At 57.5% G+C, this 17,925-nt stretch carries 20 protein-coding genes; 12 read left to right on the forward strand and 8 right to left on the reverse strand.

Translation table 11 applies throughout. The features are described 5' to 3' along the window. The 4 genes from E3E42_RS00005 to E3E42_RS00020 form a co-directional block, all read left to right on the forward strand. Nucleotides 1–440: DUF4162 domain-containing protein (locus E3E42_RS00005; protein ID WP_167902080.1), on the forward strand; the 440-nt coding region annotated here is incomplete at its 5' end. A 31-nt stretch (nt 441–471) separates the two neighbouring features. Further along, the gene (locus E3E42_RS11915; protein WP_240913579.1) at nt 472–807 is read left to right on the forward strand and encodes a hypothetical protein; all 336 of its coding nucleotides are present in this window, start codon (nt 472–474) and stop codon (nt 805–807) included. An 8-nt stretch (nt 808–815) separates the two neighbouring features. Continuing rightward, on the forward strand, nt 816–1,382 hold the full coding sequence (locus E3E42_RS00015; protein ID WP_167902081.1) for a hypothetical protein: 567 nt from the start codon (nt 816–818) through the stop codon (nt 1,380–1,382). Nucleotide 1,383: 1 nt separating this feature from the next. Beyond that, entirely contained in the window at nt 1,384–2,040 is a 657-nt protein-coding gene (locus E3E42_RS00020) for a hypothetical protein (protein WP_167902082.1), read from the forward strand. Nucleotides 2,041–2,308: 268 nt separating this feature from the next. Here E3E42_RS00020 and E3E42_RS00025 read toward each other — a convergent pair whose 3' ends face one another. After that, the gene (locus E3E42_RS00025; protein WP_014013114.1) at nt 2,309–2,536 is read right to left on the reverse strand and encodes an Lrp/AsnC family transcriptional regulator; all 228 of its coding nucleotides are present in this window, start codon (nt 2,534–2,536) and stop codon (nt 2,309–2,311) included. Nucleotides 2,537–2,588: 52 nt separating this feature from the next. Between E3E42_RS00025 and E3E42_RS00030 the strand changes: the two genes are divergently transcribed. After that, nucleotides 2,589–3,236, forward strand: coding sequence for a serine/threonine protein kinase (locus E3E42_RS00030; RefSeq protein ID WP_167902083.1), 648 nt, complete (start codon nt 2,589–2,591; stop codon nt 3,234–3,236). Here the strand turns inward: E3E42_RS00030 and E3E42_RS00035 are convergent. Continuing rightward, nucleotides 3,204–3,530 carry a hypothetical protein gene (locus E3E42_RS00035; RefSeq protein ID WP_167902084.1) on the reverse strand — a complete coding sequence of 109 codons (327 nt, stop codon included), beginning with the start codon at nt 3,528–3,530 and terminating at the stop codon, nt 3,204–3,206. The two genes, E3E42_RS00030 and E3E42_RS00035, sit on opposite strands and share 33 nt — an antisense overlap. Nucleotides 3,531–3,646: 116 nt before the next feature. Here E3E42_RS00035 and E3E42_RS00040 point away from each other — a divergent pair, with 116 nt between their 5' ends. Then, nucleotides 3,647–5,512 carry a S9 family peptidase gene (locus E3E42_RS00040; RefSeq protein WP_167902085.1) on the forward strand — a complete coding sequence of 622 codons (1,866 nt, stop codon included), beginning with the start codon at nt 3,647–3,649 and terminating at the stop codon, nt 5,510–5,512. Here the strand turns inward: E3E42_RS00040 and E3E42_RS00045 are convergent. Then, nucleotides 5,499–6,197: a hypothetical protein gene (locus E3E42_RS00045; RefSeq protein WP_167902087.1), complete on the reverse strand. Its 699-nt coding sequence runs from the start codon at nt 6,195–6,197 to the stop codon at nt 5,499–5,501. The genes E3E42_RS00040 and E3E42_RS00045 overlap by 14 nt on opposite strands. A 155-nt stretch (nt 6,198–6,352) precedes the next feature. On the opposite strand from E3E42_RS00045, the gene E3E42_RS00050 reads away from it, so the two are divergent. From E3E42_RS00050 to E3E42_RS00060, 3 genes are read left to right on the forward strand one after another with little or no spacing between them, the layout of a single operon-like run. Next, nucleotides 6,353–9,319: an OB-fold nucleic acid binding domain-containing protein gene (locus tag E3E42_RS00050; RefSeq protein ID WP_167902089.1), complete on the forward strand. Its 2,967-nt coding sequence runs from the start codon at nt 6,353–6,355 to the stop codon at nt 9,317–9,319. Nucleotides 9,320–9,324: 5 nt separating this feature from the next. Further along, nucleotides 9,325–10,647 (forward strand): tripartite tricarboxylate transporter permease, encoded by a 1,323-nt coding sequence (locus E3E42_RS00055; RefSeq protein ID WP_167902472.1) that lies wholly within the window; start codon nt 9,325–9,327, stop codon nt 10,645–10,647. A 6-nt stretch (nt 10,648–10,653) separates the two neighbouring features. Next, nucleotides 10,654–12,051 (forward strand): metal-dependent hydrolase, encoded by a 1,398-nt coding sequence (locus tag E3E42_RS00060; RefSeq protein ID WP_167902090.1) that lies wholly within the window; start codon nt 10,654–10,656, stop codon nt 12,049–12,051. Here the strand turns inward: E3E42_RS00060 and E3E42_RS00065 are convergent. The 3 genes from E3E42_RS00065 to E3E42_RS00075 are packed head-to-tail and all read right to left on the reverse strand — an operon-like array spanning nt 12,048 to nt 14,960. Then, a complete protein-coding gene (locus tag E3E42_RS00065; protein ID WP_167902473.1) occupies nt 12,048–12,905 on the reverse strand; it encodes a methyltransferase domain-containing protein in 858 nt (285 codons plus the stop codon). The two genes, E3E42_RS00060 and E3E42_RS00065, sit on opposite strands and share 4 nt — an antisense overlap. Nucleotides 12,906–12,945: 40 nt before the next feature. Then, nucleotides 12,946–13,881: a dipeptidase gene (locus tag E3E42_RS00070; protein ID WP_167902092.1), complete on the reverse strand. Its 936-nt coding sequence runs from the start codon at nt 13,879–13,881 to the stop codon at nt 12,946–12,948. After that, nucleotides 13,878–14,960, reverse strand: a complete 1,083-nt coding sequence (locus E3E42_RS00075) for a hypothetical protein (RefSeq protein WP_167902094.1) — start codon at nt 14,958–14,960, stop codon at nt 13,878–13,880. The genes E3E42_RS00070 and E3E42_RS00075 overlap by 4 nt, the downstream gene beginning before the upstream one ends. Nucleotides 14,961–15,023: 63 nt before the next feature. Between E3E42_RS00075 and E3E42_RS00080 the strand changes: the two genes are divergently transcribed. Together E3E42_RS00080 and E3E42_RS00085 are read left to right on the forward strand one after the other, a co-directional pair. Then, nucleotides 15,024–15,575: a DUF531 domain-containing protein gene (locus tag E3E42_RS00080; RefSeq protein ID WP_167902096.1), complete on the forward strand. Its 552-nt coding sequence runs from the start codon at nt 15,024–15,026 to the stop codon at nt 15,573–15,575. Beyond that, nucleotides 15,548–16,024, forward strand: a complete 477-nt coding sequence (locus E3E42_RS00085) for a signal peptidase I (protein ID WP_167902098.1) — start codon at nt 15,548–15,550, stop codon at nt 16,022–16,024. Before E3E42_RS00080 ends, E3E42_RS00085 begins: the two co-directional genes overlap by 28 nt. A 541-nt stretch (nt 16,025–16,565) precedes the next feature. Here E3E42_RS00085 and E3E42_RS12065 read toward each other — a convergent pair. Together E3E42_RS12065 and E3E42_RS00090 are read right to left on the reverse strand one after the other, a co-directional pair. After that, nucleotides 16,566–16,694, reverse strand: coding sequence for a hypothetical protein (locus E3E42_RS12065; RefSeq protein ID WP_255453630.1), 129 nt, complete (start codon nt 16,692–16,694; stop codon nt 16,566–16,568). A gap of 4 nt (nt 16,695–16,698) precedes the next feature. Next, nucleotides 16,699–17,484: a phospholipase D-like domain-containing protein gene (locus E3E42_RS00090; protein WP_240913581.1), complete on the reverse strand. Its 786-nt coding sequence runs from the start codon at nt 17,482–17,484 to the stop codon at nt 16,699–16,701. Nucleotides 17,485–17,618: 134 nt separating this feature from the next. Between E3E42_RS00090 and E3E42_RS00095 the strand changes: the two genes are divergently transcribed. Then, the gene (locus tag E3E42_RS00095; RefSeq protein ID WP_167902100.1) at nt 17,619–17,915 is read left to right on the forward strand and encodes a hypothetical protein; all 297 of its coding nucleotides are present in this window, start codon (nt 17,619–17,621) and stop codon (nt 17,913–17,915) included. Nucleotides 17,916–17,925 lie beyond the last annotated feature (10 nt).

The raw sequence follows: 17,925 nt of genomic DNA on the forward strand, positions 1-17,925 counted from the left end.
TTCTTATCCTCGATGAACCCATGACCGGCCTCGACCCGACGGGGATAGCGGAGTTCAAGGAGATTATTAGAGAGCAGAAAAAGGCCGGGAGGACGGTGTTCTTCTCAAGCCACATTCTCGCGCACGTGGAAGAGGTTTGCGACACGGTTGGGGTAATAGTGAAGGGTAAGCTCCGCGTCGAGGACAACCTCGACAGCATCAAGCGGGAGTTCCTCAGGAAGGCTGGCTACACGATAGTTATTGAAACGAACAGGCCTGTGGACTGGAGTTCAGCGGAATTGAGCGTGAGTCCGCTCGGTGAGAATAAGTACCGCGTTGTTGCTTCGAGGGACGTTAGGGAGGAGCTTCATGACTTTGTGGCGAACCAGGGCGCGAAGATTCTAACAATGCAGGTCAAGGAGCCAAGCCTCGAAGAAATATTCCTCAAACTCGTCGGGTAGCCTTTGTTCCAATTTTTCTCGAGGTGATCCCATGGGCCGGGCTATCTCCCGCGCGCTCCTCAACTACCTGATAAACGGCCTAGGCGCATCGACCTCCCTCACCAGGAATCTCGCCTACATGGCCTTCCCGCTGGTGAGGGGCTTCGTCGTTCAGGAGAAGGTCAGGGAGCACGTTGCCGCCACCAGGGCCCTTGGGGCCGGCGACCTCCACATTCTCAGGAGGCATATCCTGAAGCCTGTAATTCCCTACGCCCTGAGCCACTTCAGCCTCCTGTTCCCAGGGTGGTCGCGCTCGTGGCGATACCAGTTCTCTGGCCGGCACGGTTCGTCCTTGGAATTTCATAAACTTTTTATGGTTTATTTTTAACCACTACTATGGGGAAGGGATTGAGCATGTACTGGATTGTTCGTCTGTACCTTAAAAGACTGGCAAACATCACATCTATCCTCTTTGTACTTGGGCTTGTTTACTATTCCCTCTCCCCCTCCACAACACCCGCCATGACGTACTCGCTGTTCATCTTCATTCTCGCTTTCCCGCTCTCTTCGATGGCCTTCAAAAACACCGTTTTTGAACTTAAGAACCCCGTATCGAGGATTGAATATTCCCTCGCCATGATGGTTTCATACCTTATTGCCCTTCTGATCCCTCTTGTTCCCCTTGCCCTCTCCAAACACTTTTTGAGCGCCGTTCTCGTAGTGGTTTCCGGAGTTTCCGCAGGTCTTTTCTTCGGGAGTATGGGTCTCGGCCCAAAACTCTCCCTGGCGCCGCCGATTCTGTTCATTCTCACTTTTGTCTCGCTCCTGAGACTCCCGCCACTCCTCTCGACCTGGAATCCACTCCTTTCCTCCTACCGCGGTGTTTCCTATCAGCTAATTTCAATTAGCATTTACTCCTCGCTCTACTTTGTCGTGATGAAAAAACGTGAATGGAGGGCTTGAAATGTGGCTGATTGGCTTGGAATTCAGGAAGTACCTGCACTCGAAGACCCTCTACGGCCTCCTTCTCATAGCGGTTCTCTACACCGTGAGCTTCTTCAGCGACCCGGACAAAGTCCTGACACCCGAGATGGTGGTGGGTAACTACACCTTCTTCATGGCCCTTTTCGGGGGAATTCTGATAGCGTTCCATGCGACTGAGATTCCGAGAGAGCCCCTCGTCCTGTCAAAGCCCGTTAGAAGGTTCTCGGCACTTCTCCAGCACTTTGGGGCGGTTGCGCTGCTCTCGGTGCTCTTTTCAGTAATCGCCATGCCCATCGAGTGGCACTACTACCCAAACGCCCACGCCGTTGAGCTCTCCGCCGTAGTTCTAATTCTCTTCCTTCTCGGCGTTTCTGCATTCTCCCTTCTGCCCGCTATTTTCCTCGGCAGGGAGCTTAGGATTCTCTGGTCGGTCGGAGTGGTGTTTCTCTTCTTGGGTGCGATGGCTGGGATATCCTCGCCAAACCTCGCCGAGAAGCTCCTCCTGCCTGTGCTTTCCCTCAGCGATGCCTTCCTGGACGGAACGCTGTCCTACAGCGATGCACTGACGGCAATTGCTTCGGTTGGGATTTACGTGGCCATCTCGGTTGCAGTGTTCGGCAAGAAGGATTTGCGGTGAGAAAAATGCGACTTGAAATCCAACAGCAGGGTCTTTGCCCGTTCTCTTCGTTTTGAAGGAGGAATACTCTCAAACTTAAAAACGTTTTGCAAACTTTAAGTTAAAAACCCGCTATTGGTTACAATTATCCGTGCAGAATAAACGGTGGTTTTTGGCCCCTTTCGTCACGATGGTGCTTCTGAGCGTGGGTTTCGCCCTGCTGTGGGAGGATGAGACTTCAGAGGGGGTGCTGGCATAATGGAGAACGGAAGAACGAAGAATGAGAGAATCAGATGGCTATCATCGTTGAGGTCATCTGGATCTCGGTCATCTTCCTTATCTTCTCGGTTATGAACTGGTCAAGGTCCTTGAGCGTGTCGGTTTCGACCTTTACGACAAGGTCGTACTCCCCGTAAACCACGTAGGCCTCCTTAACCTCCGGCATGGCCAGAAGCTTCTCCATAACTTCCCTTTCCTTTCCAGCGGCCGTCACCATCAAAATAAAAGCCGTCACCATGGCTATCACCAAAAGTATTTTATCTTCGGAGTATTTAAGCTTATCGAGGCATATGTTCGACCACTTGATAAGCGAAGCTCAATTGGGGCGGTTTTACTCCCGCCTGAAATCGCTTGGATTCGAGAAAATTCGACCCTACGCCAAGGGAACCACGAGTCTCATCTTCTGCGCCCGGTTGGATGAAAAAAACGTCATAATAAAGCTCCAGCGGCCGGACTCCCCGAGGCAGAACTTCGCCAGGGAGGCCGAAATTATCCGCGCGGTGGAGCCATTCGGAATAACCCCCCCGCTCGTGGCTTACGGCGTCTTTGAGGGCCTTGAGTACCTCGTCCGGGAGTTCGCAGAGGGGGAGGTAATCTTCCACGCGGACCTCGAAAAGCGACACATCTTTGAGATAGTTGAGAAAACTGCCCTGCTCGACAGGCTCGGTCTCGACCACGGCCAAATTCAGGGGGGAAAGCACGTAATAGTCGGCGAGAGGGTCTGGCTGATAGATTTCGAAAAGTCCGGCTGGAGGAAGCCGAAGAACCTCACCTCCGCGATGGCAATGGTGTTCCTGAACGACAACCACATCTCGCGCCGGGTTCGGAAGAAATTCGGGGTGGACCGGGCATTCCTGGGGGAGATGAGGGAGGAGGTACGAAACTATAAGAGAACCGGAAGGCTCTCAGGTCTTCTGGGCCTTCTTTCTAGACTTTAGCCTGTCTGCGTAGAGGGCCAGGAGGGGTATCGCCACCGCCATCGCTATCAGGCCCATCCTCGGATCCCAGAAGTAGTCAAAGACCAGTATCACGGCTACGGCTATCGCCATCATCAGGAAGAGGTCCCTGTCGAAGAGCCTGGACTTTGACAGGATGTTCTGCTGCCGGGTGACGTACGCGAGGTAGAGGGGTATCCCGACGGCGGCTATTGTCACCCCTGCGTAGGTTCTGAATGCCACGGAGATGAATATTCCCAGACCGAGTATTATTCCAACCCCCTGCTCCTCCCTCATGCTTCCACCTGACCCCCGCTATCGGTGATGACCTTTTAAACCTTCTCGCGTTTGTTACTGCGCACGATAGTTAAGTTTATATACTTTGGTGTCCATGATAGGCCGGTGATAGCGTTATGAGCAACATCGAATGGGATGAGAAGACCTTTTCTAGGTTTGCGTACCTGGGTGACCCGAGGGTGCGGGGGAGCTCCGTCGCCTACGTTCTCACCAAGGCCAACCTGCAGGAGGACAAATACGAGAGCACGGTGGTCGTTGAGGATCTTGAGACGGGGGCGAGGCGCTTCATCGAGAACGCCTCCATGCCGAGGATCTCGCCGGATGGAAAGAAACTCGCTTTCACGCGTCCCAACGGGGAGAAGAAGGCAACGGAGATATGGGTGGCAGACGTTCAGACTCTGAGCGCCAAGAGGGTTTTAACCATCAAGAACGTCCGCTCTGTGGAGTGGAACGACGACTCCAGGAGACTTTTAGTTGTGGGCTTCAAGAGGAGGGACGATGAGGATTTCGTCTTCGACGACGATGTTCCGGTCTGGTTCGACAGCATGGGGTTCTTCGACGGTGAGAAGACGACCTTCTGGGTCCTCGACACGGAGAGCGAGGAGATACTCGAGCAGTTCGAGAAGCCGCGGTTTTCGAGCGGAATCTGGCACGGCGATTCCATAGTCGTCAACGTCCCGCACAGGGAAGGTTCCAAGCCGGCACTCTTCAAGTTCTGGGACATCTACCTCTGGAAGGACGGAAGCGAGGAGAAGCTCTTCGAGCGCGTTTCTTTTGAGGCCATCGACTCCGACGGGGAAAGGATACTCCTGAGGGGCAAGGGGGAGAAGAGGTTCATCAGCGAGCACGGGTGGCTCTACATCTACGACGGCGAGCTCAGGCCCGTTTATGAGGGTCCGCTGGACGTCTACGACGCCAAGCTGGACGGGGGGAAGGTCTACTTCCTGACCCCCGATGCCGGCAGGGTGAACCTCTGGCTCTGGGACGGGAAGGCCGAGAGAATCGTTGCCGGCGACCACTGGGTCTACGGCTTCGACGTCCACGATGGCAGGGCAGTTCTGCTGATAGCGACCGCGACAAGGGTCGCCGAGCTCTACCTCTACGACGGCGAGCTGAAGCAGCTCACCGACTACAACGGGCCGATATTCGCCAGACTCAGGACCTTTGAGCCGAGGCACTTCCGCTTTAAGAGCAAGGACCTTGAGATAGACGGCTGGTATATTAAGCCGGAACTCAAGGATGACGAGAAGGCCCCGGTGATAGTCTTCGTCCACGGCGGGCCCAAGGGCATGTACGGGCACCGCTTCGTCTACGAGATGCAGCTGATGGCGAGCAGGGGGTATTACATAGTCTTCGTGAACCCGCGCGGCAGCGACGGCTACGACGAGGACTTCGCGCTCCGCGTTCTGGAGAGAACCGGTCTGGAGGATTTCGAGGACATAATGGCCGGAATAGAGGAGTTCTTCAGGCTCGAACCCCAGGCGGACAGGGAGAGGGTTGGCATAACGGGCATAAGCTACGGCGGCTACATGACCAACTGGGCGCTGACTCAGTCGGACCTCTTCAAGGCAGGGATAAGCGAGAACGGCATAAGCTACTGGCTTACCAGCTACGCCTTCTCGGACATCGGCCTCTGGTACGACCTTGAGGTTATAGGCCCGAACCCGCTCGAAAACGAGAACTACCGCAAGCTGAGTCCACTCTTCCACGCGGAGAACGTCAAGGCGCCGATACTCCTCATCCACTCGCTGGAGGACTACCGCTGCCCCCTCGACCAGAGCCTGATGTTCTACAACGTGCTCAAGGACATGGGCAAGGAGGCCTACATAGCCGTCTTCAGGCGTGGGCCGCACGGTCACAGCGTCCGCGGAAGTCCAAGGCACAGGGCCAAGCGCTACAGGCTCTTCATCGAGTTCTTTGAGAGGAAGCTGAGGAAGTACGAGGAAGGGTTTGATGTTGAGAAGATACTCAAGGAGGGCTAAGGCCTCTTTCTTTGAGCTTTTCTTTCAGCCTCTTTTCGCTTCCCCGGAAGTAGAAGAGGCACCACCCGTCTCTGCAGGCGATTTTGAACTCTCCATCAACGTCGTCGATGTCTCCTTTTAGTTGGGCTACCCCGACGAAGCAGCTCTTATCCCGCCAGATTTCGGGTTTCTCCGGCTTTAGAAGCCCCATGTAAAGGGCCTCTCTCATCGTCCAGAACTCGAAGGCGCAGCTGACGGTTCCGGAGCGGTGGTTGTGCTCTATGAGCTTCACCAGGAACCTGAGGTAGTCCCCGTCCCCGGGCAGGTGGTCCGGGTCGGGGAGGCTCCGGAGGATCTCTGGCGGCACGGGCTTTCCGTCCGCGTAGAGCCTCGCGGCGGTGTGGAACGGAACCCACCCGTCCACCGTCTCGATCAGCCTCACCCCCTCCCCCTCCGCCTCGGGCAGGAGTTCATCGAGGCGGCTGAACCCGGCATGAACGCCGAGCAGAATGCTCTCTCCGAGGTACTTTCCGAAGCAGTCCATGGGCATTCTCACTACCCTTTCGAAGAAGTAGTTCCTCTCGAAGGCCTCCGCAACGGCTTCAAAGGCCCGGAGGTTGCCCCGGTGAAGCACCCTGCTGGCCGAGACGACGAGCAGGGGGTGGAGCAGGTGCCTCCTCCTGTCCGTGACTATTACCGTCTTCACGGCCCGTCTTTTGAGTGAGGCCTTAAATTATTTTCCCCGGTCGTAACGTTCCACCTTATTCAAACCTGGTTACTCCTGTCCCGTTTTGACACGAAAGCGTTAAAAAGAGCATCCATCAACTGGGTTGCTACGTCAAATAATCCGGAGGTCTGCTCATGTCGGGAAAGAAGGGTGAGAAAAAGCTCTACTACCACGGCTTGAAGGAGCAGAAGAAGCTCGACGTTTCGAGGCTCAAATACCTCTCGATTCTAATCTCCGTCATCGGCGTTGCCGTTCTGCTCGTTGCCGCCCAGAGCGCCCAGGCACCGCTCGTCAGGGTGAGCGACGTCTACGGCAACTACCTGATGAACTACGCCGTCGTCAGGATAAACGGAACGGTCGTTACGGTTCCCTACGTCTCCCAGACCGGCGGAAAGCTTGGCCTCACCTTCACGGTGGACGACGGAACGGGGCAGATCGACGTCCGCGTTTACTCCCCGCTCGCCGACGAGATGATACGGAAGGGTCTCGTTCCCTTCCCCGGCGACGAGGTGACGGCCGAGGTTCAGCTCCGCGTGAGGGAAACCTACACCTACTCGATGCTTCAGTACCTCGACGGCCTGAATTTCCGCTCGAAACTCTACTCCGATAATCCGCCCATCGTCAAGTCCCTCAACGCCAACATGAGCGGCTCCTACGTGGCCGTCGAGGGCATCGTCACCGGGTTCTCCAACGTCAGTTCCGGGTACCTGATGACCGTCGATACCGGGGATTCCCTCGTTTCGGTGCTCGTTCCGAGGGTTCTGCTCGTCTTCAACAACCTCTCCGTCAAGGTCGGTGATACTCTCTACGCCCCGGGAATAGTCTACCTCTACAAGGGCACCTCACCGGAGATAGTCGTCAGGAACATCACCCGGCTGTCGATTACTCCCATCGAGGAGGCGCCGCTGGTGCCCATAGGCGAGGCACCCAACTATCAGGGAATGGTCATGGCCGTTGAGGGGACGCCCGCCGGAATAACCTATGAGAACGGCCGCTACGTGCTGACCATCACCGACGGCCGGGACTACCTCGACGCCCTCGTGCCGCGTGAAGTCCTCGCGAACCTCAACCCCTTCAACGCCTCCAGCGAGAGCACGGTCAAGGTTGCGGGAAGAATGGGGGACGACGGCAGGCTCGTCGCGGCTTACCTTGAAGTCGTCAGGCCGGTGAAGCCCGAGTTCAGGCCGATGGGGACGCTGACCACCGACATGCGCGGCTCGTTGGTGGCGGTGAAGGGCAACATCGAGGAGGTCGATAGAATAGGCTCGAACCTCAAGCTCGTCATCGACGACGGAACCGGAAGGCTGGACGTCTTCATACCCTCGGCCACCCTCGCCGAGCTGTCGAACGAGACGATGGCTCAGCTTAAGGTCGGCCTTGGGGTCGAGGTCGCCGGCTACCTCGAGGAGTACCGCGGAAAGCTCGAGGTGGTCGTTTACACCGGAGGTGGAATAAAGGCCCTCGGAGAGCCGCTCCCACCGGAGGAGATAGAGCTCCCGAAGGTCACCGCGGCTCAGCTCGCTGACTATGAGGGCCAGCTCGTGGACTTCGTCGGCTCCCTTGAGGGGGTGACCTACGCAAACGGCGCCTACTACCTCACCGTGGACGGCGTTAAGGCTTCGCTCCCGAGGGAGGCCCTGCTGAACATCAACCCGCTCGAGGCCGGAACCGGGAGTCAGGTCACGGTCAGGGGCCTGGTCGAGAGCTCAAGCCTCGTGAAGGGCGAGAACCTCACCGTTGAGGTGCCGATAGCCCCGATTCCTCTCAAGCCCGACGAGGTTACCCCCGAGATGGAGGGCCAGCTCGTCGCGGTCGTTGGTAAAGTAACCGACATGGCCAACCTCAGCGGCAACCTCAAGATAGTCGTCGGCAACCTTCCGGTCTTCGTGCCGAGGACGACCGCCAACGAGCTAACCTACGTCCCGGCCAAGGGCGACCTGGTGCAGATTGGAGGATACGTTGAAATCTACCGCGACGAGCCGGAGGTGGTGCTCTTCAACCCGGCCTCAATCGAGAAGATTGAGCAGGCTGGGCCCGTTGAGGGTACCGTCTCCGACCTGAAGACCGCAATGGAACCCCTCCTCCTGACGGTTACGTGGGACTCAATTGCCTACCAGAAACCCGACTACGCCTTGACTTTCCACGACTCCACCGGAAGCGCAACCCTGCTTGCCGAGCGCTCCCTCCTGCCCAACCCGCTGAGCGCGGGAACCGGGAGCGAGCTGAGAATCGTAGCGGATCCGCTCTCCGGCAGGATAACCGCGCTGAACGTCACGAGGGCCAAGCCGTCACCGCTGGTCAGGACCGGCTCGGTGGACCTCTCGATGAAGGGCAAAACCATAACCGTGAACGGAACGGTTTCGAGCCTCTTCACCCTCGGAAGCAACCTTAAGCTTACCGTAGATGACGGAAGCGGCGGAATAGCGGTCTTCATACCCGGCGGCGCCAACCTGAGCCTCGAGAAGGGTCAGAGCGTCACCATAGCCGGCTACGTGGACGAGTACGACGGCGAGGCTGAGGTTATAGTCTACGACCTCGATGCCGTGGTTATCGGGGAGGAACCCGTGGAGGGGATAGAGGAGATAACCGTCTCGGAGCTTTCCGGCGCCACCGGAAGGGGGAACCTCACCGTCACCTGGGACGGGCTGAGCTACGACAATGGCTACGTCATGAAGGTCCACGACGACACCGGAAGCGCTGAGCTCTCGGTTTCGAGGGAGCTCCTTCCGGACCCGAGGGAAGCGGGAACTGGAAGCACGCTGAGGATAACCTACGACGCCGACGCCGGTGAGGTGGTCTCGATAACCGTCGTTGGAGCGGTTCCGGCGGAGGAATTAAGGACGGGCGACGTCACCCTCGACCTCCTCGGGAAGACCGTGGTCGTTGAGGGAACCATCACGGACGTCTACACCGGCAGCACCTTCGTCAAGCTGACCATCGACGACGGAAGCGGGGAGCTGGTGGTCTTCATACCGAAGAGCGTGGTAGGGGACTTAACCTTCAGCGAGGGCCAGACGGTCAGGGTTGCCGGCTACGTCGCCGAGTACAAGGGGGTCGTCGAGGTGATCCCCTACAGGGCCGACTGCATCGAGGTGAGGTGATGGCCATGGTTCCCCTTTCAGACCTTTTAATCTGGTCCCTCGCGGGGGTGCTCTTCGGCGCCCTCATCTCCTGGATTCCGGGCTTCCACATATTCAACATAATGGCCCTGCTCGTTGCCGTCTTCGGCGTTGGCGAGCTGATGCCCGTCCAGGCCTTCCCCTTCTTCGCCATCGGCGCCATAGTCGCCTACGCCTACGTGAGCGCGATATCGAGCGTCTACTTCAGCGTCGCCGACGAGAGCGCCGTCTTCCTCCTCTTCCCGACTCAGCGCTACCTCCTCCTCGGCAGGGGCCACGAGGCGGTCCTGCTCTACCTCATCGGAGCGGTGGCGGGAACCCTCTTCCTCGTCCTTGGGGCCCTCTTCCTCTTCCCCAGGGTTCTCCCGCCCATCTACCAGGCCACGAGTCCGTACATCACTTACTTCCTCGTCGCCATAGTGGTCTTCATGTTCATGAGCGAGTGGCCCAAGGAGGGCGACCGCGGAAGAACACCCGCTGAGAGGCTCTGGCTGGCCTGGAGACAGATACTCGGCGGAATCCTGGTGTTCTTCCTCTCCGGCCTCCTGGGCTTCATAGTGATGAACACCAACCTCCTGCCGACGACGAGCGCCTACACCCGCCTTACCCCGATGTTCATAGGCTTCTTCGGAATGTCCTGGGTGATACTCAACATACTCTCCAACCCGCCGATGCTCGAGCAGGTTCCCGACGACAGGGTCGAGAGCAGCCTCTACAACACCCTCAAGGCCAGCTTCGGCGGCGCCCTCGGAGGAACAATAGCGGCCGTTTACCCGATAATCACCGGTGGAATGGGAGCTTTGATAGCGGGCCACATGACGAGCCAGCGCGGAGACGACGCCTTCATCATAAGCCAGGGCGTGAACAGGGTCATCTACTACGTCGGAGCCTTCACGCTCCTCTTCCTGCCCCAGCTGAGGCTCACGAGGGGAGCAGCGGCGTGGCTCGTCAGCTCCATCTACACCCCCAAGAGCTACGCGGAGTACCTGGCCGCGATAGGTGCCATACTGCTCAGCGCGGGCATAAGCTTCCTCTTCACCTATTACCTCTCCAGGTTCATGGCGAGGAGCTTCAACGTCGTCCACATCAAGAAGCTCTCCTACGTGGTTGCAGTGACGCTCGTCGTGATAAGCTACCTCCTCACCGGCCCGATGGGACTGGCGGTGCTCTTCGTATCGACGGCGATAGGCCTGATGGCGGCTGCCTTCAACACCAGGAGGAGCTACTGCCTCGGCGGACTCATCCTGCCCGTGCTCATCAGCATGACGGGCCACACCGGCTACTTCATGCACCTGCTCGGACTGGGGTGATGGAAGATGAGGGGATTCACCCACTACATCTCGGGCCTCGCGGCGGCGACCTTCTTCGCCGCCCTCGTCGGTGACCTTAGGCTGGGCATACTCATTCCGGTCATCGCGGCTGCTGCCGCTTACTTCCCCGACTTCGTGGACTTTAAGTTCGGAAAGTTCCTGGCCAGGAGGGACTACGAGATAGACCCCGCCCCCTGGGACGAGAAGAAGCACTACGCGCCGAAGCTCGTCAAGGTAAGCGAGCTGAGCGAGGAAAACCGCTACCAGTTCTTTGCCATCGAGGGAACGGTGAAGGATATACTCGCCAGGGGCTCCGGGAAGGTCTCCTACAAGGTCCTCCGCGAGGACGGAAGCGAGGAGACCGTCACGGAGGAGTACAACAGCATAGTCTTCACCCTCAACGACGGAACGGGGAAGATAACCGTCGAGGCCTTCGGCGACGACTACGAGTTCTTCGAGGAGGAGTTCGGAAAGATTGAGGAGGGCAAGAAGCTGCTTGTCTTCGGCTACGTCGATGTCGGAGAGGAGGGCCTCAAGCTCGTCGTCAGCGATGCCCCCCACCCGCAGGGCATAGCGGACACCATAGCGAGGGCCATCGAGGAGGCCTATCGCGAGGGCGAGAGGATAGTCAAGATACACAACATTCGCCTGCCCGGCGACGTTTACAGGCGCTTCCTGGTCCACCTCGATCCGCCCAAGAGGGAAGTCCGCGTCGAGATGGGGCCGATAGTAACCCCGGGCGGTGTCGCGATAGGCGGTGACGTTCCTGAGTACAGGAAGTACGGCGTGGCCAAGGTGAGCGTGCCCTTCATCAAGACCTACCCCAAGCCCACGAGGATAGACTCCTTTTCGGGCCCGGAGATAGCCTTCAGGAGGGCCCAGTTCAGGGGCAAGACGGTCGTCAAGGACAGGTTCCTGCCCTGGCACCACGGCTTCAGTCACTCCCTCACGATGGGCATGATAATAGGCCTCGTCGTCTTCGCTTTCTTCAAGCTGATCGGCTACGAGCACGCCACCGAGCTCGCACTCGCTTCGATGATAGGTCAGTGGCTCCACGTCTTCGAGGACCAGCTCGGCTTCATGGGGAGCAACCTGCTCCCGCCGATAACCAAGGACGTCGTTCCGGGCTTCAAGCTCGGCGAGAGCGGTAGTGGGCTTACCAACTTCTCAACGGCCTGGCTGATGATAGCCTTTATGATATGGAACTTCAACCGCTTCACCGACCCGAGGCCGATACCGATGAGCGACGCCAAGCTGCTGCTCCTCCTGGCCTGGCCGTCGATAATAGGCTTTGGAATAGCGATAGTCAAGAGCTTCAGGCTTAGAAGGGAGATCTCCGAGCTCATGGACTACTACACGAACCTCGAAGCCTTTGAGGAGATGGAGGAGGTCGGAGGGATTTAATTCTTCCCTCTTTTGTTTTCCGGTTTTCTCGCCACAACTCCAAGCGCTTCCTCCACCCTTCTAACCCCGACGAAGCCCGCTCTCCTCAGCCTCTCCATGACGCCCCTCTGCAGGTCCTTCCTCCGGTACTTCTTCCCGGGGTTGCCGACGTAGTGGAACAGCCTTCCGCCGGGTTTGAGAACCCTGAACAGCTCGCCGTAGAACTCCTCCGAGTAGAGCTGGCCCGCTAAAGAAAAGCGCGGCGGGTCGTGGATAACCACATCGAAGCTCTCGTCCTTGAACTTCTTCACGACCTCGAAAGCGTCGCCCTGAATCACCTGCACCTTCCCGCCGGTGAAGAGCTCCCTGCTCCAGGGGTTTATCCTCGCGAGCTCGAGCACGTTCGGGTCCTTCTCGATTGTTATGACGTATGCCCCTCTCTTTGAGGCTTCTATGGCCGTGTAGCCGAGTCCCATGCAGGTGTCGAGAACCGTTTCGCCCTCTTTCGGCTTTACCGCGTTCACCTTGTTCCTCGTGTCCTGGAGGGGGTTCACTTCCTTTGTCCTGTGCATTCTGATGCCGTTTATCTCAATCGTGGGCGGAATCGTCGGGACGAGCTTGTAGTAGTGCTCACCAGCTATGGCGGCTTTGTAAACGCCGTCCCTCACGAAGTAAACGCTCCCCTCGTCCCTCGCGATTTTCTCTGTGGTCTCCTTCGAGACTCGCGTTCCGTCGGGAAAGATGAACTCGTCGCCCTCCCCTTTTATCTCCCACGTCCTGTTGGTTTTTCTAAGGTCGAGGTTGAGCCTCGCTCCGCCCTCCGCGAAGAGCAGTCTTCTCGCGTCTCTCGCGGTCAGAAAGTAGAGTTCGTCCATAACTCCCACCGTGCAGTGCTGGGGACGGGGGGATAAAAACCTAACCCACGACCCGCTCAAAGACGCGCTCGAAGTTTTCGAAGGTTATCGCTTTAACCTCTTTCTCGCTGAGGGTCTCCGAGAGACTCTCTATCAGGTGTGGTATCCTCGATTCGTCCTCGAAGCCATCAACGTTCCTCCCGCTCCAGCCACGGAGGTAGTAAACGAAGTCGAAGCCGAGGCCAACGTGGCGGTAGCCGGCCAGGTCGACCAGGTACGTTATGTGCTCCACGTACCCCTCCAGCGTTGCCCGCTCCCGGTGGATAAAGCTCGGGATGGCAACTGCACCTATAACGCCGTCCCTCTCTGCTATCGCCTTTATCTGCTCATCCGTCAGGTTCCGCGGATGGTCGCACAGCCTCCTAGCGTTGGAGTGGGACGCTATTACCGGGAACGAAGTCACATCGAGGGCGTCCCAGAAGCCCCTGTCGTTGATGTGGCTGAGGTCGAGCACTATGCCAAGCTCCTCGGCCTTTCCGACGACCTCGACGCCGAAGTTGGTAAGCCCTCCGCCGGTTCTCTCAAAGACCCCGTCAGCTATGGCGTTTCTCAGGCTCCAGGTTAGAGTTAGAACTCTGAGACCGAGGCGGTGGAAGACCTCGAGGAGGTCGAGGCTCTCTCCGATGGGTTCCCCTCCTTCCAGGCCGAGCCAGAGGGCGACCTTTCTGTCTCCGATGGCATTTTTCATTCCATCGACGGTTGTGACCAGCTCAAAGCGCTCGCTCTCCCCGACGTCCTTAAGCAGGGAGTTCAGGACCTCAAAACCGTAGGCCGTTGCGTCTCCCCTTTTCTCCGGCCGCGTCCAGATGGCCATAACCCTGGCCCTAACCCAGGGACCGAAGAACCTCTCGAAGTTCCTCTCCAGCACAGGGCTCCTTCCGTTCATCCTCTCGTCGTGGATGAGCGTTGGCAGGTCTGAGTGGGCGTCGAATATCACAGCTTGCCCCCCCTCAGCGTCTCGATTTCAATGAGAGCTTCTTCCCTCACCTGGGGGTCCGGGATGTTGATTGCAAGTTTTTCGGCACTGTCGACATCTTCGTTGAGGGCCAGTTCGATGGCTATTGCCTTCATTGCCTCGCTCTTCTTTCGAATGTCCTTTATCTTTATGGCGAACGCCAGTGCCCTCTTGAGGCTTCCCAGCGCTGTGAGCAGTTTTGCTATCTGCTGAACGTTCGCCTCGGTGAAATGCGGATTCTGACAGCTCTCAAAGGCCTTATCCACAACGTCAAGGTACTCCGGGTTGTTCACCCTTTTCATCCACAGTGCTATCTCAAGTGCCCCTATGAGTCTAACTACGCCGCTGTAGTTTCTGTCCAGGATTGCCAGCGCGTAGTGATTCTTGCCCTCCAGGAGCGCCCGCCGAATCTGGGGGAGGCCAACGTCGTAGACGGTTTTCGTTAGCTCTATTTTCTTTTCAACTATGGCTGCCTGCTGGTTAACGTTGAGCTTATCGAATATATCAAAGGACATCTCGTAAAATTTTAGTGCTCTGCTGGAGGGTACGCTGTCTCCCGCCTTTTCCAGAAGTTCTGCAATCTTCAGCAGACAGTCTACTTTGAGGCGGTACGCCATTTCCGCGTTAATGGTGCTGTCAAAAGCGAGGTTAAAAACCTCCAGAGCCTGCTCCGAGTATCCAGAGAGGGCCATATGGTACGCAAGGAATGCCAGGGCTATTCCCTTCTCCGTGGTATCTTTCACCCCGTCCAGCTCCTCTATGGCGCTGTTAAAAAAGTCCGCCGCCTCATCATGATACTCCATTCTCCCTAGGGCGGAGGCTATCATCGAGTACCCCATAGCCCTGTCCGTTGGGTTATCCATTTTTTGTACTATGTACGTAGCATCATCAATTATGGTGGGTATCCAATCCGCCGGTCCTCCTTTGGAGTGTATCGTAATGGCCATCTGGGTCATGGCGTCCACTTTGTCCAGCGGGTCGTTGAGCTTTTCTATCTTATCCAGTGCCTCCTCATAGTAGCCCCGTTCTATCAGGGGAATAACATCCTCAAGCGTCGTCATACTAACTCTTTAATTCGCTCTAAATCCTTATAAATATTTGTTGATTATCCTGGGTGAGGAGTTATGCTGACGATAGCCCTGTACAACACCTACGACCCCAAGAGGCTCCATGAGGCCCACCTGCGCGCCATAGCCCGGGCTGGACCCATAGCGCATGCCTACGGCTTTCACCTGGCCCTGGTGGGCTTCCCCTTCGAGGGCAGGCCGGTCGATGTGGCGGAGGAGATAAGCGGCCACACCACGATAGGCGAGGGGGGCAGGTACCTCATGGAACTGGCGGAGGGGAACCGCTTTCACCTTCTGGACTTTCCCAGGCGGGGCTTCCCGCCGCAGTTCGGAACGCCCGTTGCCACCACCAGGAAGCCCGGTGCTGAGAAGGAGATAACGCCCATTGAGCTCGCCGAACGCGCCCTCCGCGGTGAGAGCTTTCTCCTCCTGGTGGGCCTTGGACGGCACGGCCTCCCCAAGGAAATCTTTAAGACCGCCCGCCACCACATGGACATAACTGGAAAAAGGGTGAGCCTCGAAACGTGCACCGCCATCGGTGCCATTCCCGCGAGGATAAGCACCCTCATGGAGGCTCTGAGATGGAAGACGGGTGGAAGAAAGATCTAGCATGGGTGCTGATAGCGGTCATAGTTGTCTTCATCTTCCAGTTCGGCCTTAAGGTTGCGCTCCACACTGACTCCCCCCTCGTCATAGTCGTTAGCGGCTCGATGGAGCCCGTCTTCTACCGCGGGGACGTCGTCCTGCTGAAGGGGATAAGCGAGGAGAACATCAACGATGTTCACATCAACGACGTCATCGTTTACAAGCGTCCCGGCTACGAGTATCCCATCATCCATCGCGTTAGGGAGATAAGCGAGGTGAACCTCGGCGGTAAGACCGAGAAGTGCTTCCTCACATGGGGCGACAACAACTGGGCGCCCGACCCCGAATACCCGACCCCCTACGGTATGGTGCCGTGCGTCCCGGCCTACGCCGTCGAGGACAAGGCCCTGCTGGTGCTCCCGAAGATAGGCCTCATTCCCCTTGAAATCAGGGAGAACCTGGGCCTGGGATGATGTGAGGGTAGGTGGCCGAGCGGTGCGATGAGGAACTAATCGGCCCCTGACCGGGAACTTTGCTCGGCGGAGGCGTGATCTAAATTCGTTTTTATTTTGTTAGAACATCCCTGACCTCCTCCCTGCCGTGAGGGGCGAGGGTTCCAGCGAATTAACCCCTCGCTAATGACGGGGAGGTTTGCGGGCCCATCGCCTACTCCCGTCGCCGGTTTCAGTTCAGCCCGCAGGCCCGGTCTCGGGCCCGTTACCCCTACCAGCAAGACCGGATTGGGGTTATCGCCAAGAGGCCACCCGACGGGTTTGAATCGCCCAACGGTGGACTTTGAAAGACGCCTTACGGCGTCAACCACTCCAAGATGGAGTGGTAACGTAAACCCCTCGTCTCATTGGGTTGTTCTTAGGTGGCCTCTTCGAGGCCGTGTTACTTGCAAGAGTTTAAAAGGGTTTCGGCATTCCAACGCACTTGGATATTTATTGCATCCCACCGCGGACGGCGAGGCTTTCAAAAGAAAAATGTAACCGCCGGGACTGGGGAGATGCCTCAGTTTTTCACCTCCACCTTAAACTCCCGCGCCTTTCTCTTCATTCTCCACTCCTCGATCTTCCTCACGAACGGGCAGCGGGAGCGCCAGCGCCAGTAGGCCCTTTTCAGTCCATCCAGCATTTTCATCGACCTAATACCCCCTTTTAATCTCCTCGAAGTACTCCAGGAGCGTCTCCGCTATTTCCTGGGACTCGATCCTAACGCTCACCTCGTGGTTCCAGTCCAGCGCGGCCTCGCTCCAGTTGTGACTTCCGATGTAAACCACCCCGCCGTCTATCACCACCATCTTGGTGTGGAGGGTTACCGCGGGGGAATCAAAGACCACGTCGACCCCGTTGGAGCGGAGGTAGTCGTAGGCCTTCCTGTTATCCTCGATGCTGTTTTCGAGTATCACGTGGACGCTCACGCCCCTCTTCCTGGCCTCCACCAGCGCCCTTATCAGGTCGTTGGCGTGATCGTAGCTATCGTTGGGATCGTACTTCATCAGGAACATAGTGACGTAAACGCTCTCCCGCGCACCCCGTATGTCCTCGATGAGGCTCCTGTAATACGCGTCGTCCACCAGCAGCTTCACAGGAGGAACGTTCTCCTCCCTTTTTGACTTCTCCAGCAGGCAGTCGCGGTACTTCGCGCTGAGCTCCTCCAGGCTCTCACTCGTCCTGTTCAGCGTCGCGTTCAAAAGCCTCAGGTTCTCCAGGCAGGCTGTTAAGTTTTTCCTTAGCTCCGTTTCGGCACCCTGGTTTACGATGTACTCAGTCTCAGTTACGGTGACGGTTTTCGTGATGGTCTCGGTTCTCTCCACCGGTACCGTCTTTTCGGTGGTGGCGGTTCCGACTGTTGAGGTGCTCCCGAGACAGCCCGCCACCGCGAGCATCGCTGCCACCAGTATGGCCGCTAGGTACACTTTTGATCGCATGAAGGGCCATAGGAAGCACCGCCTTAAAGCTTTAGCGGGTGAAACCTTTTAACGTCCCCGCCGTATCCCCTATGGTTGGGATGATGAGTCTGGAGCCCCCTGATCGGTGAGGAGGTTTCGCGGGGCTGACCGGGATGATAAGGGAACGCCTCTGTCGGGAGTACCTTGAGGAAATCGACCGGCTGGAGCGCTCGCTCCGGGAGCTGGAGGAGGAGCTTATAGAGCTGAGGATGCAGCTGAACCTCAAGGTGGACGAGGCCAACCGTCTGGCGATAGAGAATGCGAGCTTAAGGCACAGGGTTGAGATGATGGAGCGGCGCGAGAAACGGCTGGTCGAATTTCTCCGGAAGTTGAAGATCCCCCTGATATACATCGACGAGGAGCGGTTCGAGGACGTTGATGTGGACCTCGGTCCCGATTCGAAGGACTGAGGAAAACCTT

Source organism: Thermococcus sp. JdF3 (assembly GCF_012027495.1).
GTDB lineage: Archaea > Methanobacteriota_B > Thermococci > Thermococcales > Thermococcaceae > Thermococcus.